Below are 21,600 nucleotides of genomic sequence, written 5' to 3' on the forward strand. Positions count from 1 at the left end.
CTTTGAAACAGGGAGGTTATATATTTTATCTATCAAAGAGATAGATAAAAACTATTTCAATCCCAATTCTTCATAAGGTTTTCGATAACCGATTTGCTTAACAGTTCCATTTTCTACTAAAATGGGTCGTTTTAACAACATACCGTCACTTGCTAGCAACTCAGCTGCTTCTTGGTTTGACAGGCTTCCTACCTTATCTTTCAGCCCCAATTCACGGTATTTGATTCCACTGGTGTTGAAAAATTGCTTCAACTCAAAACCTGAGGTTTCTAGCCAATTTAAAATGACTTCTTGGCTAGGTGTTTCTTCGACGATATGGACAGCTTTATAGTCCACACCGAGTTGGTTTAATTCTTGTTTTGCTTTTTTACAAGTTGAACATTTTGGATATTCGATAAATTCTAACATGTCTTTCACTTTCTATTGTTTATATCTTTAAAATCTGCGCCTTCATGCTCCAATAGCCATGCTTTCTTTTCCATTCCTGCAGCATAACCTGTCAGACGCTTGCCTGCGCCCAACACCCGATGACAAGGTACTAGGATAGACCACGGATTGCGTCCTACCGCTCCACCAATTGCTTGAGCAGAAGCCACTTGTAGGTCTTGAGCTATTTGTCCATAGGTCACTGTTTGACCATAAGGAATTTCCTGTAAATAGGACCAAACTCTCTTTTCAAAATCCGTTCCGATTGGAGCCAAGGGCAAGTTGGATAAATTCTGAGACTTGCCTTTAAAGTAATCATCTAAGCAAGCAATAACTGGGTCTAAAATGGGATGACTAACAACTTCTTCTATTGTTTCATCTCCTATCCCCCTCTCAAAATACTTCTGCTCCTGAACCCAAATTCCATACAGATATTGCTCGTCGGCAACCAAAGACAAGGTTCCTATTGGCGAAAAGTAGAGCATTTTTACGTACATCTTTTGCATTATTTCTTTAATTTTTGATAGGCCAAGCGTTCGCCATCAACAGGCACTTTACCAACCTGTTTAAAACCAAGTTTTTCAAAAATATGTTGCATAGCTTTGTTTTCAGCATGCGTATCTGAGCGAAAATCAAGATAGTCAAAACCTTCAATCAAGCCCTCTAAGAAGGTTTGAGCAACTCCTTGTCCCTTGACATCTGCTGCCACAGCAATACGGTGAAAGACTAGGTACTCTGACTCTCCAGCTTGCCAGTTGCCTTCATAAATGGCTTCATAGACTGCCTCTGGACTCTTGGTCACAGCTGCATAAGCTAGTAGTTCTCCCTCTTCCAAGGCTACGTAGGCTTGACCCGAGATAATATCTTCAATAATAATATCAGCATTTGGATAGCCATTTTGCCACTGGTCACTACCAGCATCTGCTAAACATTTTTTAGCATCTTCCATCACCTGCATGATGGCATCTACTTCATTTGGAAAAGCTAAACGAATTTCCATCTTTTCTCCTCATTTCTGACTAGTTTCTCCCATCATAGCATAATTTAAGTCTTTCTACAAGCAGTTAAAACTTGACTTTCTGTTTTTGTTATTTTATAATCTAGTTATTAAAACTAGATAAAAAGGAGTTGAAAATGAAAACTACCTTTTCCTACCCAAAATGGGCAGAAATCCCAAATATTGACCTCTATCTGGACCAGGTTTTGCTCTATGTCAATCAGGTCTGCGCCCCTATCTCTCCTGATAAAGATAAGGGCCTGACAGCATCTATGGTCAATAATTATGTGAAACATGGTTACCTAACAAAGCCTGACAAGAAAAAATACCAACGCCAACAGATTGCCCGTCTAATTGCTATCACAACTCTTAAATCTGTATTTTCTATACAAGAAATAGCACAGACACTTAATACTCTCCAAACTCAAGCAAGTTCAGACCAACTCTACGACGCTTTTGTGGACTACATGAACCAAGGAATTGACCCAGCTAACCCCATTATCCAAACCAGCTGCCAAACCGTTAAACTCTATCAGCAAACTCTAGCCTTAATCCATCATACTCAAGAAGAGGTAATCCAATGAACACTAGTCTTAAACTCAGCAAACAACTCAGTTTTGGAGAGGAGATTGCTAATAGCGTGACCCATGCCGTAGGTGCAGTCATCATGCTCATCTTACTCCCCATTTCATCCACCTATAGTTATGAGGCACACGGATTTTTATCATCTATCGGCGTTTCCATTTTCGTTATTAGTCTCTTTCTCATGTTTCTATCATCCACCATTTACCACTCTATGGCCTATGGTTCAACCCACAAATATGTCTTGAGAATCATCGACCATTCGATGATTTATGTGGCTATCGCAGGCTCATACACGCCCGTCGTCTTGACCTTAATGAATAACTGGTTTGGCTATCTGATTATTGCTATCCAGTGGGGAACGACCATCTTTGGTATTCTCTATAAAATCTTTGCTAAAAAAGTCAATGAGAAATTCAGCCTTGCTCTTTACCTGATTATGGGCTGGTTGGTTCTGGCTATCATTCCTGCCATTATCAGTCAAACGACACCAATTTTCTGGAGTCTCATGGTAACTGGCGGACTTTGTTATACAGTTGGAGCTGGATTTTACGCCAAGAAAAAACCTTATTTCCACATGATTTGGCATCTCTTTATCCTAGCAGCATCTGCCCTCCAATACATCGCCATTGTTTATTACATGTAAAAAAGTTGAGAAATTCAATCTCAACTTTTTTCTTTACACATATTGATAAAGTACTGGTGCAAGCGAACATCATCAGTCAGTTCTGGATGAAAAGAAGTTACCAGCATATTTTTTTCTTGGGCAGCAACGATTTGATCTTCAACTCTTGCTAGAATTTCTACACCCTCTCCAACACTACTGATAATCGGACCACGAATAAAGGTCATTGGAATCTGACCGACTCCCTTACATTCTGCTTCCGTGTAGAAACTTCCTAATTGGCGCCCATAGGCATTGCGCTCGACCACTATATCCATAGTTCCTAGATGACTCTCTTCCTGAGAAGTAATTTCCTTAGCCAGCAAAATTAAACCCGCACAGGTTCCAAAGGCTGGTAAGCCAGAAAGAATGGCTTCTCGAATGGGAAGCAACATTCCCTGATCACGTAAGAGCTTGCCCATGGTTGTAGATTCCCCACCAGGTAATATCAAACCGGACAAGTCACTCTGATATTGCTGAAAATCATCTAGATTTCTGATTTCGACACTCTCGACTCCTAATTGTTCTAGTACTTTTGCATGCTCTGCAAAAGCCCCTTGCAAGGCCAATATTCCGATTTTCATCTATTTTCCTCGCTCAGCCATGAGGATTTGTATCTCATTTTCATTGATACCAACCATGGCTTCTCCTAAATCTTCAGAGATTTGAGCCAAGATTTGAGGATTTTGGAAATTAGTTACAGCCTTCACAATGGCACTCGCTCGTTTAACAGGATCTCCTGACTTAAAAATACCTGAACCGACAAAGACGCCCTCTGCTCCCAATTGCATCATCAGCGCGGCATCTGCTGGCGTTGCAACGCCTCCAGCCGCAAAGTTTACAACTGGCAATTTTCCATGTTCATGGACGTATTGAACCAATTCTACAGGTACCTGCAAGTCCTTAGCAGCAACATAAAGTTCGTCCTCACGTAGGTTTTGAATGCGGCGAATTTCCTGATTCATCATGCGCATATGACGAACGGCTTGAACGATATCCCCCGTACCCGGTTCTCCTTTTGTACGAATCATAGAAGCACCTTCAGCGATACGACGCAAGGCTTCACCCAAGTCCTTAGCTCCACAGACAAAAGGAACTTGGAATTCTTTCTTGTCCACATGGAAACGGTCGTCAGCTGGAGATAAAACTTCACTCTCATCGATATAGTCAATCTCAATAGCCTCTAAAATCTGAGCTTCAACAAAATGCCCGATTCTGACCTTGGCCATTACTGGAATGCTAACCGCTTCTTGAATTTCCTTAATCATCTTTGGATCGCTCATACGGGAAACACCACCAGCTGCACGAATATCAGCTGGAATCCGTTCCAAGGCCATAACAGCTGCCGCACCAGCAGCCTCTGCAATACGGGCCTGTTCAGGATTTTGAACGTCCATGATAACCCCACCCTTGAGCATCTGTGCCAAGTTTTTATTTAGTTCATAACGATTTTCAGTCATTTCTTTATCCTCATTATTTGTATTGGTAGCTACCATTTCATTTTATGTTAGATTAGAATGAATCACAAGATAAAAAAAACGTAATTGTATGGGTACAGAATGGTTAAAAAACTATCTAGCCTTAACTTAAGGCCAGATAGCTCATTCATTTTTATTTTTCAGCTGTAAGGGCAGCCATTGTGATGTAGTTGTATGGTTTGTTGAAGTGTGGCAAGAAGAATAAGTCTGTCAATGCCAATTTATCAATTGTCACATGCTCTTGGATAGCAAGTGAGAACATGTGGATTCCCATGCTAATTGCAGAATCGTGTGAAACCATTTGTGCACCAAGAATTTCACGGCTATCTTTGTCAAAGACAATCTTGATGGCAACTTCATGGTTGTCATGCTTCATAAATTCTGGTTTTTGAAGATCGTTAAAGCCTGTTTCAGTTGCGTTGTAACCAGCAGCTTTAGCTTTTTCAAGAGTCAAACCAGTTGAAACCATGTGAAGACCGTAGATTGAGATACCATTTGAACCTTGAACACCGATTCCTTCCAATTCATGTCCACAAGCGTTATATGCACCAACGATACCAGTACGAACAGCATTTGAAGCAAGAGCGATGTAGCTAGTGTCTTTACGAGCGTTGTCATAAACAGTCGCACAGTCACCTACTGCGTAAACGCCTGGGATAGATGTTTCTTGTTTCTTGTCTACAAGGAAGGCACCGTTACGGAAGAGTTCAATCTTACCATCAGCAAGTGCTGTGTTTGGACGGAAACCAACTGCAAGGATAACCATATCCACATCAAAAGTTTCTTTATCAGTAATCAAGCGTTCAACTTTACCGTCACCCTCGATTGCTTTAACAGTTTGACCAAGCGCCAAGCGGATGTTGTGGTCTTCCAAGTTCTTCGCCATCATTTGTGTGAAGTCTTTGTCATAGTAACCGTTCAAGACAGTATCAACGATATCAACAAGGACAACTTCTTTTCCAAGACGTTCAAAGGCTTCAGCAAGTTCAACACCGATATAACCACCACCAACAACGGCGATACGGTCAAGGTGTTGACTCTTATCAGACAATTTGTGAATCACTTCTTCAGCGTTTTGGTACAATTTAACGAATTGTACATTTTCAAGAGTTGCTTTAAATTCGCGGTTTCCTTTAACAATTTCAACACCTTCGATTGGTGGCAAGATTGGTGTAGAACCTGTAGCGAAAATCAATTTCTCGTATGATTCTTTGTGCTCTTTCCCTTCAACTTCTGCAGTAACTACTTTGTTATCATAGTCGATTGACAGAACTGGTGAATTCATGTAAACCTTAGCACCTTTAGCTTCCAATTTTTCTTTATCAGAATAGAACAAGCCTTCAGCACCGTCAATTTGTTCACCGATCCAAAGGGCCATTCCACATCCTAAGAAAGAGATGTTAGAGTTTTGGTCAAAAACAACGATTTCGTTCTCGTTTCCAAAATTATCCAACATAGTATTAATACATGCTGTACCAGCGTGGTTAGCACCAACTACAACGATTTTACTCATAGAAAAATTCCTACCTTCAATTTTAAATTTACTCTTCTAGTATAACATTTACTGTTAGCGTTTACAAGAGTTTAGCTAATTTTCCCGATTTTTTTGTAAAAAAATGTAAATAATCTGTATTTTATCAGCCTTTCTTACAATTACTCTTTATTTTCTGAGCATATTTCTTGACAAGTTTACAAATTTCATTTGTGAAAACGCTGACTTTATGGTATGCTAGTATCATGGAAAGAAAATGTAAGGGGTTAAATTTAATATAAATTTACTATATTTCAGCCTTCTTTTCATAAGAGAAAGGAGTTGGTAGCTTGCCTCTTAGTTCACATTCCGAACGGCTAATGGGGACTACTATCACTATTTCATTAGTAGATGAGCGAGCCGATAGCTTGCTCCAAAAATCCTTTGATTTACTCAAAGAGCTTGAATACCGCTTCAATGCCAATAGTCAAGAATCTGAGTTGATGGAAATCAATTATCAAGCTGGAATAGCTCCAGTCAAAGTTCATCCTGATTTGTTTGAATTGATTTCACTTGGATTAGAGCATAGCCTAGCGCCCTCTAGTCATCTCAACATCAGCATTGGTCCCTTGATTCAAACCTGGCGCATTGGTTTTTCGGATGCCAAAGTGGCCCAGCCTCAAGAAATTGAATCGGTGCTTCCTTTAATCAATCCTCATTATATCGAGTTAGATTCTTCCACCTCCACTGTGTTATTAAAACAAAAAGGAATGAAGATCGATCTTGGTTGTTTAGCCAAGGGTTATAGTGCGGATAAGGTTGCCCAATTTCTTAGAGAAGAGGGAGTGACATCTGCCTTGATCAATCTGGGAGGGAATGTCCTGACCATTGGAAAAAATCAGGCAAGAGGAAATCAGCCTTGGCAAATCGGGATTCAAGACCCAGCCAATCCTAGGGGAAATCACTTAATGACCATCCCTGTTGTCAATAAATCTGTCGTGACTTCAGGCATTTATGAACGTCACCTGACTGTCGATGGAAAAGATTACCATCATATTTTTGACAGCCAAACAGGATATCCTGTTGAAACAGAACTAGCTAGTCTAACAATCATCTCTGATAAATCAGTTGATGGTGAAATCTGGACAACTCGTCTATTTGGAGAAAGACCGGCTTCTATCCTCTGGCAAGTCGAAAGTTTGGAGGGCATCGAAGCTATCCTCATCGATAAAGAAGGTCACCTAAGCTGTTCTTCAGGAATTCCTACTCTATAGAAATAGATGTTTCAATGGAGTTTTAAAATCGTATTATGTAAAAAGAGAAAGGAAATCTCATGTTAAAACTTATTGCTATTGTTGGAACAAATTCAAAACGTTCTACAAACCGCCAATTGCTTCAATACATGCAAAAACACTTTGCTGAAAAAGCTGAAATTGAACTTGTGGAAATTAAAGACATTCCTGTCTTCAATAAACCAGCTGACAAGCAAGTACCTGCTGAAATTCTGGAAATTGCTGCTAAAATTGAAGAGGCAGATGGCGTTATTATCGGTACTCCTGAGTATGACCACTCTATCCCAGCTGTTTTAATGAGCGCTCTTGCTTGGTTGTCTTATGGTATTTACCCACTCTTGAACAAACCAATCATGATTACAGGTGCTTCATATGGTACGCTTGGTTCATCACGTGCCCAATTACAACTTCGCCAAATCTTGAATGCCCCAGAAATCAAAGCAAGTGTCCTTCCAGATGAATTCTTGCTTTCACATTCTCTTCAAGCCTTCAATCCAAGTGGAGATCTAGTGGATCTTGATGTTATCAAAAAATTAGATGCTACTTTTGACGACTTCCGTATCTTTGTAAAAATCACAGAAAAATTACGCAACGCACAAGCACTACTTCGCAAAGATGCTGAAGACTTTGACTGGGAAAATTTGTAAGATAGGAGAGCAAAAAGAATGAAATTTGTTGGACTTGTAGGATCAAACTACGATCAATCATATAACCGTAAACTCTTGGAATTCATCCGTCGTCACTTCAAACTCAAATTTGAATTAGAAGTTCTTGAAATTGACGAAGTTCCAATGTTTAACCAAGACGAAAAATGGGACGAAAGTTTCCAATTACGTCTTTTGTATAACAGAATTACACGTGCTGATGGTGTTATCATTGCTACTCCTGAGCACAACCACACAATCTCAGCTTCTCTTAAATCTGTTCTTGAATGGCTTTCATACGAAGTTCATCCATTTGAAAACAAGCCAGTCATGATTGTGGGTGCTTCTTACTACGACCAAGGTACTTCTCGTGCCCAAGTTCACCTTCGTAAGATTCTTGATGCCCCAGGTGTCAATGCCTACACTCTTCCAGGAAATGAATTCCTTCTTGGTAAAGCTAAAGAAGCTTTTGATGTTAATGGAAATATCACGAATGAAGGAACTGTTAATTTCCTTGAAACATGCTTGGACAACTTTGTAAAATATGTGGGAGTCGTTTCAAAATTGAAAAAACCAAAACCAATTGAGCCAGAAGATTTATATTGTACAAATTCAATTGCAACTACCATCCAAGGTGTTGATCCAGATGATCCTGAATGGGTAGAAAAAGCTGCTGAACTTGTTGGAGCTGTTTCTGGAGATACTTACGTTAAATTAGACCACGGTATCTTGACAGTTAACCAAATTGACATGTTCTTGAAAGCAATGCCATTTGAATTGACATTTGCAGATGATAACAATCAATTTTTGTACTTTAATAACGCACATCAAGACCCAGATACAATGTTTGGTAAACGTGTACGTGCTCAATCAGGAAATAGATTAGGAACAGTACACGGTACATTGCCAGATTCTAGAATGAAAAACGTTGAATGGGTTGTCGGCGTATTGCGTAACGGGGATCAAGAATATGTCCGTACAATTGTGCCAGGAACACCAGAAGGCGTTATTAATACCCATAATTACCAAGCAATGTACTATCCAGATGGTTCATATGCTGGAATCAATGAAATCATCTTTAATTTCCAACCATGGCTTGATTGGTACCTCAATACAACTGGTCAACGTCTAGTCGGTGGAAATGCTGCAGCTCCTGCTGGCGGACATGGTCACGGCGATGCAGATGCTACATCTGGAGCTTCTGATTCAGGTGATGCCGGTGGTCACGGTGGTGGCGCTGACGCTACATCTGGAGCAAGTAACTAATCATTTTAGGAACCATCTTGGTTCCTTTTTTAGCAAAAAAAAGACTAGCAGTTTTTGTCTGCTAGTCTTTTACTTATTATTTCATCTATCTTTGTTAAAAGAAAGAACACTTATTATGAGTTTGGATCATCGAGACTACGACCATGTAAACCTTTTTCACGTTGGACTTGGCGTAGTTTTTCTGGTGTAACATCGTTTCCTTCTTCGTCCACAATTTTGATTCCCTCAATGTGGTGACGAACAGAGCGACGATAACCTTCGATGTACTCCTCACGTAGTTTGGCTTGTTCTACTTTTTCTTCTGGGGTCAAGCCTTCTGTTTTTTTCTTTCTGGCAAGCTCGTTAATACGATCAATTTTTTTAGGATCCATGTTTCTCTCCTTTATGATAAGATTTAATCCGTTTAACAGATTTTATTTGGTATTGATTTGGTTAAAACGTGCAAGTTTAGCTGCTTTTTGAGTTAAATGAGACAAGATAGCCAAACGATTTTGACGGACAGCCTGATCTTCGGCCATAACCATAGTATTTTCAAAGAAGGCATCAATAACTGGACTAAGCGCAAAGAGCTGTTTCAATTGCTGACTGGCAGTCCCTGACAAAACGAGTGATTCTACTGCTTCTGCCAAGGTTTTCTCTTCTTCATTTTCAAAGAGAGCTGGATCAACCGTGTCGGATCCTTCTGCCTTCTCAGCCAAGTTAAAGGCACGTGAAAGTGATTCAACAGATGGTTTGAAGTCTTCTTCCTTGCTTGCTTCTACGAGAGCACTTGCCGCTTCCAACATATCCGCCACAACAAAGTTTGAGCCTGCAAGAACGGCATCCTTGATATCTTTTGGAGTAGAGCCCATCATCTTATCAACACGAGCCTTGATAAAGTCCATAACCTCTGTCTTATTTTCATAAGTCAAGCTGTCAAATTTCAAAGCATAAAGGCTATCAATCAGCTCATCCATAGCAATATGCCAACCAAAGGCATCCAAGATACGAACTACACCTTGAGTTGCACGACGAAGGGCATAAGGGTCATTAGAACCTGATGGAATCAAACCTACGGAGAAGAAGCTCAAAATCGTATCCAATTTGTCTGCAATGGCAAGCACTGCACCGACCTTGCTCTCTGGAAGTTCTCCTTCAGCTGATGTAGGCATGTAGTGTTCACGAATAGCAGCTGCCACTGCTGGAGTTTCACCAGCAAGAAGGGCATATTTCTCACCCATAATTCCTTGGAGTTCATCAAACTCACCAACCATACCTGTCAACAAGTCAAACTTGTAAATGGCAGCTGCGCGAGCTAGGTCAATCGTTTCATCCGCTGACAAGCCTGCTTTTTCTGCCAAGAGAATAGCAATCTGACCCGTACGAATCATGTGTTCACGAAGGGAACCAATTTTCTCATGGAAAGTGACATTGTTTAATTTTTCAACAAGATCTGAAATGACCAATTTTTGGTCTTCACGCCAGAAGAATTCACCGTCTTCTAAGCGAGCTACTAAGACTTTTTCATTTCCTTTAATGACATTTCCCAAATACTCTGCGTTTCCGTTACGAACAGAAATAAAGTTTGGCAAGAGGTTGCCATCTTGATCACGGACAACAAAGTAACGTTGGTGTTCCTTCATCGAAGTCACCAAGACTTCTTCTGGAACTTCAAGATATTTGGCATCAAAACTTCCCATAAAGGCAGTTGGGTATTCAACCAAGTTCAAGACTTCATTAAGCAAATCAGCATCAATTTCGATACTTACACCATGTTTTGCCTCAATTTCCTTGATTTGATCAACAATCATTTGCTCACGTTCACGTGGATCTGCTATTACAAATTGTGCACGAAGATCTTCTTCATAGCTCAATGCTGACTGAATTTTGGTTTCTTTCCCCAAGAAACGATGACCACGGCTCACACGACCTCCCTTGATATCAAGGAAATCCAAATCAAACTCTTCTTCATCTAAAAGAACAGTTAAAGTGTGAACAGGGCGGATGTATTCAAAGGTGTTGTTGGCCCAGTGCATGCTGACAGGGAAAGTCAGTGACTTCAAGACATCCACAACACCAGGAACAATTGCTTCAACTGCTTGACCAACTTCTTCCTTAGTGACATAGACATATTCTTCACCCTTGATTTCACGGAATTCGATATCTTCAACAGTCAATCCTTTTCCACGGACAAATCCTTGAGCTGCTTTGGTGAAGTTTCCATCACTATCCAAGGCAATTTTCTTTGCTGGCCCCTTGAAATCTTCTGTCAAATCAGACTGTTTGTCTGCTAAACCAGTCACACGAACAGCCAAACGACGTGGTGTTGAGAAGGTTTGAACAGCTTCAAAAGACAGGCGGTTTTCCTTGAGGAAGGCTGCCATTTTTTCGCCTAGTTGTTTTTCACTTGGTGTGACAACATAGGCTGGTAATTCTTCAAGACCGAGTTCTACTAATAAGTTTTTTGTCATGTTTTTTCTCCGAAAAGTATCTTTTTATTTTCCAGTTTGCCTTATGTGATTGGCACGCAAGCAACCAACTTCGTTGTTTCATTGCTAAAATTGGAGCCAAAAGTCTCCAATTTTGCCTAGTATCCTTAGCTTCACTAAGGATACCTTCATCACTGAGGCAACTGGCTCAGGGCTCACTCTGTTCGCCCATTTTCGTAATTTGTCACTCTCTTTATTCTGCGTCTTCTGCTAAGAGTTTAGCTCTTGTTTCTTCATCTAAAAGTGGGTAACCTAGGCGTTTGCGTTCTGCGACAAAGGTTTTGGCTACGACACGGGCCAAGTTACGGATACGAGCGATATAGCCTGCGCGCTCTGTTACAGATACGGCACCACGCGCATCAAGTAGGTTAAAGGTATGTGAACATTTGAGAACATAGTCATAGGCAGGGTGCACCAATCCTTCTTCCAAAGCACGACCAGCTTCTTTTTCAAACTTATCAAAGTTTTCAAGCAACATTTCTTGATCCGAAATTTCAAATGAATATTTTGAGTGTTCGTACTCAGGCTGGATAAAGATTTCTCCGTATTTTACACCATCAGCCCATTCGATATCATAGACAGAATCCACTTCCTGAATATAAGAAGCCAAGCGCTCCAAACCATAGGTAACTTCCGCAGTCACAGGGCCAGTTGCCAATCCACCGACTTGTTGGAAATAAGTGAACTGAGTAATTTCCATCCCATCAAGCCAAACTTCCCAACCAAGACCAGCTGAACCAGTTGATGGGTTTTCCCAGTTGTCCTCAACGAAACGAATATCGTGTTCCAAAGGATTGATTCCCAATTTTTCCAAAGACTCAAGGTAAAGCTCTTGGATATTTGATGGAGAAGGCTTCATAACCACTTGAAATTGATGGTGTTGGTAAAGACGGTTAGGGTTTTCCCCGTAACGACCGTCTGCAGGACGACGTGATGGCTCTACATAAGCCGCATTCCATGGCTCAGGTCCGATAGCACGAAGGAAAGTGTAAGGACTCATTGTCCCCGCACCTTTTTCATTATCATAAGCCTGCATAAGCATACAACCTTGGTCATTCCAAAATTGTTGCAAAGTAAGGATGATTTCCTGGAAAGTCAATTTTTTAGACATTGTTTACTCCTTTTATTTATATTATCTTTTTAAATTTATTTATCAAGCAACCAAGAAAAAGCTGGGTCCTGAAAAATATGACGTTTGGGAACAGTTTGTAAATTCTGATCGCATTCATCTATTGTTCCTAATTTCAAAGCACAAACTTCTGGTATATTTTCTTGAGTAGTGAAAATTTGACTGTGACAGTTCTGGCAGTAATAACGTTGTTTACCTGGAGATGAACTAAAAGTAACCAAATTCTCTTTTCCATACAGTGCCAGATTTTTGCTGCTAACTTTGGCATTAACTGTGTAGGCAGACGCAGTTGCTTTCCGACAAAATGAGCAATGGCAAAAAACTATTTCCGACAATTCTTCATCTAGAGTGTAGGTGACTGCTTTACATAAACAAGATCCTTTAAGCATTATGCTCCTTTCTACTTAGGCATTAGACGAATTCAAAAAGAACCGAATTTCAACACCCAAGCCTTACGACTAGGGGCGTCAGAAACGCGGTTCCACCCTAATTTATTACTTCATTGTTTTTAAAAATACTACAGAAAGCGCCAGCACTTTATTTTGTCCTACTTGGCTCCCACTATCCCAAGCTCGCTTGAAGAACGCCATAAGACTTTCTTTCCTCCTGACTATTATATCAGAATTGTAACATACTGTAAATCAAAAACTATAGAAAGATGTATTGTATTCTCTACTCACTTTTTGAAAAAGTTGCAAGTCCAATAACTGACAATAAGAGAGAAATTCCTGAAATACTTAGAATAATAGAAATCATGTTATTCTCACCAGTGGCTGGTAATTGTTTTCCTTCTTTGTTGACTGTAGCTAAAAATACTTGTTGACCACTTCCAGCAAGTGTTTTATTCTCATGATTAGCTTCTATAATTGATGAAGCTTTCTCAATTTTATCATTGCTAATTGAAGACTTAATAGTTGAGACTTGTCTATTGTGACTTACTAATTTAACAGGTTGCACTTGAGAAACTGGTTTGGTTGGAATAACTGGACTAAGCGTTACAACTGGTTTAGCTGGAGTAACTGGATTAAGCGTTACAACTGGTTTAGCTGGAGTAACTGGCTTAATCGTTACAACTGGTTTAGCTGGAATAACTGGCTTAACCGTTACAACTGGTTTAGCTGGAGTAACTGGCTTAAACATTACAACTGGTTTAGTTGGAATAACTGGCTTAACCGTTACAACTGGTTTGGTTGGATTAGCTGGTTTAATCGTTACAACTGGTTTAGCTGGATTAACTGGCTTAATCGTTATGACCGGTTTAGCTGGAATCTCTACTTTATTAGCCTTCAGTTTTACAGCCGTTTCTTTTAGAGCATTGATTACTTCATTAATTTCTTCTTGACTAGCTTCTGAATTTTCTAAAAGTAGCTTAGCTTTGTTGAAAATAAGATTATATGCATCCTTCTCCTCTTTGCTAGCTGTCAAAAATCTTGGATCTTTGTCTTGGAACTTCACTTCATCCACGATAACATTTTTTAGGCTCATGAAATCTGTTTCTTTCCCATTCAACTGTTCTTGCGCTTTCAAGAAAGTGGTCAATAGACGATCGATTTCATCTTGAGTTATCAAATCTTTTGTAATTAATAATGCCAAGAGTTTAAATTCACGATCATATTGACCTTTGAGTTCTTGATCAGAATTTATATATTTACCTTTTTTAACTGTCTCAGCATATACTTTAATGGCATTCTTCAATGATGTGATGTCAGATTCTTTACCATCCAATGTTTGCATAGCAGACTCTAAAGCCTTAACAATTTGGTCAATTTTATCTTGGTTAAGTTTACTTCCCAATGCTAGTTGCGCATCTTTGACACTTTGATCAAAAATCTCTTTTAACTTCTGTTTTGTATTATAATATCTCGGAGTTTTAACTACTTCCATTTGTTTATTTAAAGCTGCAATCAGAGCTAACTTAGAAACAACTGAAAGTGACAAAACATTATTTTTACCAAACAGAACTTTAAATGGTTGAAGATTATCAAGTAATTCATAACCGTTTGATAGATTTACAAGAACTTTATATTCACCAGTAACCACTTTCTTACCATAAGAATGTTTACCATATGTTTCAGCTGGCAAGACTTGACTCTGACCGTCTTCACCTACTAAAGTAATCGTTGTAGTTCCAGGAACAGCTTGATTAAAGCCAACCGTTACTGGGGCATATTTCATTTTGTTAGCCAAGAAGGTAATAGTTTGAAAACTATTTTCTTTCGTTAAATCAAATTCCTTCGATAGAGCACTCACAAATTTCAACTCTGTACGGTCATAGCTAAAAATTTCTGCAACATAATGCCCAAATTTCAAGAAATTAATATCTTTTGACTTATCAACGGTTACATATTGACCTTCGCTATTTTTAATGCGATAAACATAAGTTGTATCAATCTCATCCCTGGTTTTATTGTTTAGTATAGCAATTTTTACACGACCACTATTTTCTTCACCTACAAGATCTTTGAGAGATATAAAATCTACATTTCCCGCAAAGTCTTCTACATAATAGAAGATTTTCGATTTATCAACGTTCTTAGGAAGTGTATAACTACCATCTTCATTTTGTTTGATAATTTGATACTGTTCGATTTCTGAATCTGTCACCTCTCTATTTTCAGAAGGACGAATATAAAAGACTTTTTCTAGAAGAATTCCACCATTTCCTACATCCTGAGGTTTGCGAGCTATAAATTGTTCTTGATCTTCTTGAGAACGAATATATCCCGAAGTAATCAGAGGTTTTTGTGTATCGATTTGAATTTTAAATGTTGTATATTGTTCCTCAGCTCCAGGGACATCTGGCTTATAACTAATAACATAGTCATAAATTCCATCAGAAACTCGATTTCCATTAGAATCCTGTCCTCCCCAAGCTGTTTTATCTACAATATAACTTCTTGGATTTCTAGTATCGCCATCAAAATAATTTTTTACAAGGTCTGTTGGACGACTTTGCCAAATAGGCTGACTGTGTGTTGTATCCGAAGAAGCATAAACCGTCGCACGAAGATTTACCAAGTTTCTATAGACAAGAGTTTTAAACCGAACAGAATCTTTATTACCATCCTCATTTGGCGAGATAGCAAGGCGGATGTTCCCCTTTTCATCTAATTGAAGATGGTATTTTCCTTCAGCATCTTGTTTCACTCCGAGTACAGTCACTCGACTTCCTTGACGCTCTGCTTTTAAAACATTTACATCATTTTCAGAACTTGTTAAATAAGTTGCATCGTCTGAAGGTGAAATTCCTGGATTATCTTTATCAATTTCAGAGTAAAATCCACTGTTTCCTTCCTTAATCAATTGATAAATTGGTTTTTCAATTGCAGGTAGATTTTGGAATTCTCCCTTAAATCCCATAAATGGTAAACCAATAACAGAACCATCATCTGCAGGATTGACAAATCTAACAAATCCTTCTAGAAAATATCCATTTGGCATTATTTTGCTAAGTTCTTCAGTAAACTTACTTGTATCTACACTAACTGTTACTGTCTTCGTACTATGAGCTTTCACAGTTACTTCAGGCCAGACTGTTTCAGTTAGTTTTCGTGGACGGAGAGTGAATTTCCCTTCTTCAACTTCATCAGTATTTGTATTTACAATCATCTTCAATGTTCGGTCTTTATCCGAAATATTATGAATTGTAACTTCAAAGGTAAATTTATCACCAACATTGCCAAGAGTAACACTTGGATAGTTATTTGCACCTGTTACAAATAGATCTGTGCTTGTTGCAGCCATCGTGTCAACTACACCAGCACCTTGCTGACGTGGAGAAGTATAGGCTCCAGTCTGTTTATTAAAATGTGGTTTTGCAGTAGACATAATTAAAGCTTTTACAATCTCTGAAATTTGACTAGCTGATAATTCAGGATGTTTCTTTGCTAAATATTCTTTGACTAATGCTGCGACACCAGCTACATGAGGAGCCGCCATACTTGTTCCACTGATACTTCCATAGCTATTATCGTTAAATGATGAATAGATATTTCCACCAGGTGCAGTAACATCTGGTTTCAATTGTCCATCTGTTGTAACTCCCCAACTTGAAAAATCTGACAATTGGTCTGCAACATCTGATTTACGATTATCCATCTTGTGATTAAAGACAATTTTATACTGACCAGACTTAAGAATTTCACCATAATGTTTTGAAATAAAGACAGATGGGATTTTCTTAGCATCACCTGTAACAGACATACTAACATTTGCACCTTCAACGTTGTTATAAATTAAAACTCCAGCTGCACCATGTTGAAGAGCATTTTTAATCTTATCAGAAAAATTAATTTTACCACGTTGAATCAGTGCTAACTTGCCTCTTACATCAATATTAGCAAAATCTTCTTCACGACCAATACCCGCTGCTACATATTCGTATTCTTTCCCGTTTTCAAAATCTTTTTCTGTTTCAGGTCTATTAAAATCAAACTTACCATAATCAAGGGTAGCGTCATTTTCTAAACCTTTTACTTCAAAGACTTCAGTAGTTAGAATTTTATTATTAATAGAAGCAACAGAAATTGAATCTTCCACTGTAGAGGGATTTCCGACAAGACCATAATCAGGATTTGCTGCCAATGGTTGTGAAAAACCTCTACCGAAAGTATTACTATTACCTGCAGCGATAACAACAGATACTCCTTTAGCGCGTGCTCTTTTTACTGCATCAATGATATCTGAACCAGCATCTACCGTTGAACCCGCACCTGCACCCAAACTCATATTGATCACATCTGCACCTAATGCAACAGCATCATCAATAGCTTTTACATAAAGGGCAGAGGCTGTAGTTTTATCTCTGTCTGAAAAAACTCTCATAAACATAATTTGAGCTTCTGGCGCCACCCCGTAAACCTTCTCAGAATTCGGTGCTTTATTAACAGGATTTCCAGCTACAATTCCAGTAACGTGCATTCCATGAGACTCTTTTTCAGCCTCTTTTATATTATCAGTTCCATCAAAGTAATCATAAGCATATACTACTTTGTCACTGTACCATTTCCCATAGTCAATACCAGCAGCCTTTTTAGCTTTTTCGATATCATCCTGATTTTTAAATTTCGCCTTTGACGGATCAGAAATACGCAAAACCTCATGATTCAAATCAAGACCTGAATCTATAACAGCGACTACAGTTCCTTGTCCTTTATGTCCTGCTTCCCAGGTTTTAGGGACAGTAATAATTTCATTACTGGAGATACTGTTCGGCTTTTCTTTATGTCCACCTTGAGATAACGACTGTGATTGTATGCTTTCTGAAGAAGAATTACTTTTCACTGCTGATTCTTCCTTCTTCTCTTCACTTTTTATAGCAGTCGTTTCTTTCTGTGTGGTTAAATCCTTGTCTGACTTATTATCTCTATACTCGATAGAATCATCTTGTTTTAATGACTCTATCACTTCTGTTTTTTCTTTCGAAGAAGAATTTAGAGCATTCTTGTCAGCCGTGACTGGTGATGCAAGCTTATTTGAATCATCTAATTTATTAGTCGTTACAGTACGTGTAACTTGATTGGATGTTTCAAATTTTCCCTCATCGGCACTAACCTGTGCGAAAGCAAATCCGAAAGCAAAGACCGTTAGCAGAAAAATTGTTGCTATTTGGTACTTGTTATGACAAAAATCTTTGCAATCTCCCATAAAATCACTCCTTTTTATTTAAATTAAAAGTATTATATACCAAATTATCTGAAAATTCTATCAAAATATTATTTTGTAACAAAATTGTAATATTAACCAATCCTATCATGAGATTTAAACATAAAAAAATTTAGCCTCGATTAATACAAGACTAAATTTATTTATTGAAAAATTACTTACGATTTAATTAGTTATTCAGCAAAAGTCTTACTGATCACGGTCATAGAATAGTTCATGTGCTTTTAATCGTGAATTAAGCATTTCAGGAACTGTGACAAAGTGATATCCTTGCTCTTTTAGATAATCTATAATCTTTGGTAAAGCATTGACTGTTTCAGCATGGATATCATGCATTAAGATAATCGAACCATTACGAACTTGACGTTGAATCTCTGTCAAAATTGCTGCTTCATTCTTACTCTTCCAATCCAGACTATCCACATCCCACATAATAAAACTCAAATCAAGGCTATTTCGAATGTCGTCTGTAATGGCTCCATAAGGCGGACGCATAAGTTTGGAACTAGAACCCAACACTTTAGTTAGCGCATCCTCAGTATCAGTAATCTGTTTTTTAGCTTCGTCAAGTGAAAGTTTTGAAAGCACTGGATGACTCCAACTATGGTTTCCAATAACATGGCCATCCGATTTCATGCGTTTCAAAATCTCTTCATTTCCAGAAACATTCTTACCTAAAACAAAGAAAGTTGCCTTGATACCATACTTAGAAAGTGTATCTAATGCTTGATTTGTCGTTGCAGGATTTGGTCCATCATCAAAAGTTAGAGCTACCACTTTTTGGTTTTTCTTTTCATAATAAGCCTTATAAAGTTCGGCATCCTTGTCTAATAAATAAGAGGATTGTACTACATCAAAGAAACTAGATACTGGTAAGGCAATCTCATCTAGATTTTCAACTGACTGACTTGGATAAAGGATAATCTGACTATCCTTGTAATCAAAATTCCATGCAGACAAGTCTTGTTCAGAGAAGCCTTTAACAACTTGATCAATCTTTTCTTGGTCCAATTTCTTATCCTGTAAGAAAGAGGTGATTTCTTTTAACAACTGCTCTTTGGCTTTACTAGGATCTGAAAATAATTGATCAAGTGTAAAAGGTTTACCATCTTCTGTCAAATGGACTTTTGCCAGACTAGTTTTTTCAGTCTCTTCAACTTTTGACGAAGTTAAATCATAGACTTGTTTCATCACACTTCGGTTAACAATCCCTTTTAAAGTCGAATCCTGTTTCTCCGTATAATAAAAAACCAGATTTTCCTTGTCTTCCAGATTTTCCTTAATATCCTGTGTCATGATTTCTTTTACAGATGAAATCACTTGCTCCCCTTGGAGAGGATAATAGGCAATTACTTCTGCTTGTCCCTTACGAAAATGATCTTTCTGATTTCCCTCACTTAATTGATCATCTTTCTCTTTTTTGAGAGATTCAATCCTTTGTTCAAAACTTTGCTTTGTATATACTTTGTATCCAATCATTAAACCAAGGACGCAAATACTTACTGAAAAGATAGCTACCAGGGCTATTAAACCGATTCTCTTTTTATCGTGCTCAACACGTTTTGCTCTACTTTTATCCATAGAGATATCATATCAAATTCAAGCTATAATTTCAATGAGAAATAAGTACTATTACTCGTTTTGAACAAAAAAATAGGCTCCATAATATCTATAGGGGGATTTACCCACTACAAATATTATAGAGCCTTTTATTATGTTAGAAACGAATCGTCTCACGTGTTTTTTCGTATGAAGTGACAAAACGGTTGGTTACACCTGGTTCTGCAACTTCCAAAGCTTGCGAAATCTTATCAAATGAAGCATGATAATCAAATTCTTTTTCAAAAATTTCTAATGATTCATTAAAAGCTTCTTGAATTCGTTCATCAAATGAGCGGTAACGGTTCGAATACTGTAGCAATTGTTCTGTCAATGTTGCATATTGAACAATATTATATGTTTCTTCTTCAAGTGTTTCCATATCATTGGTTGTAATTTCAAGCATACGGTTCACAGCTTCGATATTGACCCGAGCTTCTTCTAGTTCAGCCATCAACTCTTCAGTATGGTTACTTGCTGTAAAGAACAACTGTAAGAAATTCTGAGGAATACCTGGAAGATTGCGTTTTTCCATATATCTCTTAATTGTGTGAAGACGATTAACATAAACATTTGCCTTCTGGCGAGCATTGATATCATCTTTTTCAATCTGAGCAAGGCGTTGACTAACCGCAACTTGTTCATCTTCAATTTCTTTCAAAGTCGCTTGTAAGTTTTCCAAACGATCTTCAAGGAATGAATAAGGTTCAGAATGTTCCTCTTGTTCAGAAGTTAATTCCAATACAGATTCTTCTAAAGATTCTAACTCAGCTTGTAATCTATGAACATGACTAACATCCGTTTCAGATAGTAGGTAATTGTTACTCAATCGTTGAATATCTTCCACTAAAACAGCATTACTATCTTTCATGTGTTTCAAATATGTAGGAAGGGTTGCAACTAAGCCTTCTACTACTTTTTGAGCGGCGATTTCTCGTGTAAAGATATCATAGAGTGTATTGATTTCTTCTTGAACTTGAGTATTTTCATACTCAGCATTATCCAACTCTAATTGTGCAATATTTTCGTGGTTTTTCTTCAAAGCTTCATAAAGCAATTGGAAGCGAGATTCAATATCCGTTTCAGCAAAATGATAATTAGCATCTAAAAGTTTACGGTAACCGTCTTCCAAATCTTCCAATTGATCAGGTAGCTCTTTAGATAATGTTTTTACAATTGCTGGCAGGCGATCTACTATGTGACTCAAAGCCAAGATATGATTTTCAGCATTATCCAAAATCACAGCAGCTTCTACTGGGTCACCTGAAGTGTTCAAAGTAACAAACTGAGAAAACTCTGATTGGATATTTTCCAATTGTTTTTCGATCTCAGATAAACCTTGGCCATATTCTTCAGAATGATCAGCCACTCGGTGTTGCAACTCTTCAAACAAGTCCAAGGTATGAAGAACACGTCCACTATTTTTAGACTCTTGTTTCTCCAAATCTGCCAAAGCATTGCGAATTGCCGCAATATCTTCTTCAATCAAGGTAATTTGGCTCTCAATTTGGTCAATTTGATGACTAGCCTTAAAAAAACGGAATGAATTGTTATAACCTTCTGCCTCGAAAAGATTATTTTCGATATCGGCAAAAGAGTTAAGAGATAGGTCAACCCATTTTTGGTTCCATTCACGGAAAGTCACTTGACTTTGTCCAATCAAGTGCATATTTTTTACAGCTTCAACTTCATCATTAACCGGAAGATTGTACAGCTCTTCTTTTTTCTCTTCTAAAATTGCTAATTTACTTTCATTGCGTTTCCGTACATAAATTGCTAAAGCATATGAAATCAGCAATATAATTGCAATTGCAATTATAAGATATACTACTAGACTACCAGACATATTAAACTCCTTTTTAACTTGAAACAATCGTAATGATTATATCATATTTTTTAGACCAAGGGAACTACTTCTCC

Annotated in this window: 18 protein-coding genes; 5 read left to right on the plus strand and 13 right to left on the minus strand. The window is 38.1% G+C overall.

What is annotated here, in order from left to right; genetic code table 11:
- Positions 1–51: 51 nt before the first annotated feature.
- From DXN33_RS07600 to DXN33_RS07610, 3 genes are read right to left on the minus strand one after another with little or no spacing between them, the layout of a single operon-like run.
- Positions 52–408 carry an arsenate reductase family protein gene (locus DXN33_RS07600; RefSeq protein WP_000889092.1) on the minus strand — a complete coding sequence of 119 codons (357 nt, stop codon included), beginning with the start codon at positions 406–408 and terminating at the stop codon, positions 52–54.
- Positions 409–413: 5 nt separating this feature from the next.
- Positions 414–932, minus strand: a complete 519-nt coding sequence (locus DXN33_RS07605; protein ID WP_115904760.1) for a methylated-DNA--[protein]-cysteine S-methyltransferase — start codon at positions 930–932, stop codon at positions 414–416.
- Positions 932–1,426: a GNAT family N-acetyltransferase gene (locus DXN33_RS07610; RefSeq protein ID WP_115904761.1), complete on the minus strand. Its 495-nt coding sequence runs from the start codon at positions 1,424–1,426 to the stop codon at positions 932–934. The genes DXN33_RS07605 and DXN33_RS07610 overlap by 1 nt, the downstream gene beginning before the upstream one ends.
- 134 nt (positions 1,427–1,560) lie before the next feature.
- Between DXN33_RS07610 and DXN33_RS07615 the strand changes: the two genes are divergently transcribed.
- Both DXN33_RS07615 and DXN33_RS07620 read left to right on the plus strand, forming a co-directional pair.
- A complete protein-coding gene (locus tag DXN33_RS07615; RefSeq protein WP_115904762.1) occupies positions 1,561–2,007 on the plus strand; it encodes a DUF1836 domain-containing protein in 447 nt (148 codons plus the stop codon).
- Positions 2,004–2,651: a hemolysin III family protein gene (locus tag DXN33_RS07620; protein WP_001097996.1), complete on the plus strand. Its 648-nt coding sequence runs from the start codon at positions 2,004–2,006 to the stop codon at positions 2,649–2,651. The genes DXN33_RS07615 and DXN33_RS07620 overlap by 4 nt, the downstream gene beginning before the upstream one ends.
- A 20-nt stretch (positions 2,652–2,671) precedes the next feature.
- Here the strand turns inward: DXN33_RS07620 and pdxT are convergent, their stop codons facing one another.
- The 3 genes from pdxT to nox all read right to left on the minus strand — a co-directional run bounded on the left by pdxT (position 2,672) and on the right by nox (position 5,660).
- The gene (gene pdxT, locus DXN33_RS07625; protein ID WP_115904763.1) at positions 2,672–3,253 is read right to left on the minus strand and encodes a pyridoxal 5'-phosphate synthase glutaminase subunit PdxT; all 582 of its coding nucleotides are present in this window, start codon (positions 3,251–3,253) and stop codon (positions 2,672–2,674) included.
- Positions 3,254–4,129 (minus strand): pyridoxal 5'-phosphate synthase lyase subunit PdxS, encoded by an 876-nt coding sequence (pdxS, locus tag DXN33_RS07630; protein WP_115904792.1) that lies wholly within the window; start codon positions 4,127–4,129, stop codon positions 3,254–3,256.
- A 151-nt stretch (positions 4,130–4,280) separates the two neighbouring features.
- Positions 4,281–5,660, minus strand: coding sequence for a H2O-forming NADH oxidase (gene nox, locus DXN33_RS07635; protein ID WP_024057824.1), 1,380 nt, complete (start codon positions 5,658–5,660; stop codon positions 4,281–4,283).
- A gap of 308 nt (positions 5,661–5,968) precedes the next feature.
- Between nox and DXN33_RS07640 the strand changes: the two genes are divergently transcribed.
- Genes DXN33_RS07640 through DXN33_RS07650 form a run of 3 tightly spaced genes read left to right on the plus strand, consistent with a single transcriptional unit; the run spans position 5,969 to position 8,820 of the window.
- A complete protein-coding gene (locus tag DXN33_RS07640; protein WP_045611923.1) occupies positions 5,969–6,892 on the plus strand; it encodes an FAD:protein FMN transferase in 924 nt (307 codons plus the stop codon).
- A 59-nt stretch (positions 6,893–6,951) separates the two neighbouring features.
- Positions 6,952–7,557, plus strand: coding sequence for an NADPH-dependent FMN reductase (locus DXN33_RS07645; protein ID WP_000915951.1), 606 nt, complete (start codon positions 6,952–6,954; stop codon positions 7,555–7,557).
- Between the two features lie 18 nt (positions 7,558–7,575).
- On the plus strand, positions 7,576–8,820 hold the full coding sequence (locus tag DXN33_RS07650) for an NAD(P)H-dependent oxidoreductase (RefSeq protein ID WP_115904764.1): 1,245 nt from the start codon (positions 7,576–7,578) through the stop codon (positions 8,818–8,820).
- Between the two features lie 113 nt (positions 8,821–8,933).
- Here DXN33_RS07650 and DXN33_RS07655 read toward each other — a convergent pair whose 3' ends face one another.
- The 7 genes from DXN33_RS07655 to ezrA all read right to left on the minus strand — a co-directional run bounded on the left by DXN33_RS07655 (position 8,934) and on the right by ezrA (position 21,526).
- Positions 8,934–9,191 (minus strand): DUF896 family protein, encoded by a 258-nt coding sequence (locus DXN33_RS07655; RefSeq protein WP_115904765.1) that lies wholly within the window; start codon positions 9,189–9,191, stop codon positions 8,934–8,936.
- A 42-nt stretch (positions 9,192–9,233) separates the two neighbouring features.
- The gene (gene glyS / locus DXN33_RS07660) at positions 9,234–11,270 is read right to left on the minus strand and encodes a glycine--tRNA ligase subunit beta (protein WP_115904766.1); all 2,037 of its coding nucleotides are present in this window, start codon (positions 11,268–11,270) and stop codon (positions 9,234–9,236) included.
- 211 nt (positions 11,271–11,481) lie between these two features.
- Positions 11,482–12,399, minus strand: coding sequence for a glycine--tRNA ligase subunit alpha (glyQ, locus tag DXN33_RS07665; protein ID WP_000038736.1), 918 nt, complete (start codon positions 12,397–12,399; stop codon positions 11,482–11,484).
- Between the two features lie 35 nt (positions 12,400–12,434).
- Complete coding sequence (locus DXN33_RS07670) at positions 12,435–12,806, minus strand: GFA family protein (protein WP_004259961.1); 372 nt, start codon at positions 12,804–12,806, stop codon at positions 12,435–12,437.
- A 283-nt stretch (positions 12,807–13,089) separates the two neighbouring features.
- Positions 13,090–18,063 (minus strand): S8 family serine peptidase, encoded by a 4,974-nt coding sequence (locus DXN33_RS07675; RefSeq protein ID WP_115904767.1) that lies wholly within the window; start codon positions 18,061–18,063, stop codon positions 13,090–13,092.
- A 207-nt stretch (positions 18,064–18,270) separates the two neighbouring features.
- On the minus strand, positions 18,271–19,662 hold the full coding sequence (pgdA, locus tag DXN33_RS07680) for a peptidoglycan-N-acetylglucosamine deacetylase PgdA (protein WP_115904768.1): 1,392 nt from the start codon (positions 19,660–19,662) through the stop codon (positions 18,271–18,273).
- 136 nt (positions 19,663–19,798) lie between these two features.
- The gene (gene ezrA / locus DXN33_RS07685) at positions 19,799–21,526 is read right to left on the minus strand and encodes a septation ring formation regulator EzrA (protein WP_115904769.1); all 1,728 of its coding nucleotides are present in this window, start codon (positions 21,524–21,526) and stop codon (positions 19,799–19,801) included.
- Between the last annotated feature and the right edge of the window lie 74 nt (positions 21,527–21,600).

The organism is Streptococcus sp. NM, from assembly GCF_003390135.1.
GTDB lineage: Bacteria > Bacillota > Bacilli > Lactobacillales > Streptococcaceae > Streptococcus.

Bases quoted from the DNA above. Each gene is read 5' to 3' on its own strand.
- DXN33_RS07600 (WP_000889092.1), bottom strand. From the start codon at position 408: ATGTTAGAATTTATCGAATATCCAAAATGTTCAACTTGTAAAAAAGCA.
- DXN33_RS07605 (WP_115904760.1), bottom strand. From the start codon at position 932: ATGCAAAAGATGTACGTAAAAATGCTCTACTTTTCGCCAATAGGAACC.
- DXN33_RS07610 (WP_115904761.1), bottom strand. From the start codon at position 1,426: ATGGAAATTCGTTTAGCTTTTCCAAATGAAGTAGATGCCATCATGCAG.
- DXN33_RS07615 (WP_115904762.1), top strand. From the start codon at position 1,561: ATGAAAACTACCTTTTCCTACCCAAAATGGGCAGAAATCCCAAATATT.
- DXN33_RS07620 (WP_001097996.1), top strand. From the start codon at position 2,004: ATGAACACTAGTCTTAAACTCAGCAAACAACTCAGTTTTGGAGAGGAG.
- pdxT (WP_115904763.1), bottom strand. From the start codon at position 3,253: ATGAAAATCGGAATATTGGCCTTGCAAGGGGCTTTTGCAGAGCATGCA.
- pdxS (WP_115904792.1), bottom strand. From the start codon at position 4,129: ATGACTGAAAATCGTTATGAACTAAATAAAAACTTGGCACAGATGCTC.
- nox (WP_024057824.1), bottom strand. From the start codon at position 5,660: ATGAGTAAAATCGTTGTAGTTGGTGCTAACCACGCTGGTACAGCATGT.
- DXN33_RS07645 (WP_000915951.1), top strand. From the start codon at position 6,952: ATGTTAAAACTTATTGCTATTGTTGGAACAAATTCAAAACGTTCTACA.
- DXN33_RS07650 (WP_115904764.1), top strand. From the start codon at position 7,576: ATGAAATTTGTTGGACTTGTAGGATCAAACTACGATCAATCATATAAC.
- DXN33_RS07655 (WP_115904765.1), bottom strand. From the start codon at position 9,191: ATGGATCCTAAAAAAATTGATCGTATTAACGAGCTTGCCAGAAAGAAA.
- glyS (WP_115904766.1), bottom strand. From the start codon at position 11,270: ATGACAAAAAACTTATTAGTAGAACTCGGTCTTGAAGAATTACCAGCC.
- glyQ (WP_000038736.1), bottom strand. From the start codon at position 12,399: ATGTCTAAAAAATTGACTTTCCAGGAAATCATCCTTACTTTGCAACAA.
- DXN33_RS07670 (WP_004259961.1), bottom strand. From the start codon at position 12,806: ATGCTTAAAGGATCTTGTTTATGTAAAGCAGTCACCTACACTCTAGAT.
- DXN33_RS07675 (WP_115904767.1), bottom strand. From the start codon at position 18,063: ATGGGAGATTGCAAAGATTTTTGTCATAACAAGTACCAAATAGCAACA.
- pgdA (WP_115904768.1), bottom strand. From the start codon at position 19,662: ATGGATAAAAGTAGAGCAAAACGTGTTGAGCACGATAAAAAGAGAATC.
- ezrA (WP_115904769.1), bottom strand. From the start codon at position 21,526: ATGTCTGGTAGTCTAGTAGTATATCTTATAATTGCAATTGCAATTATA.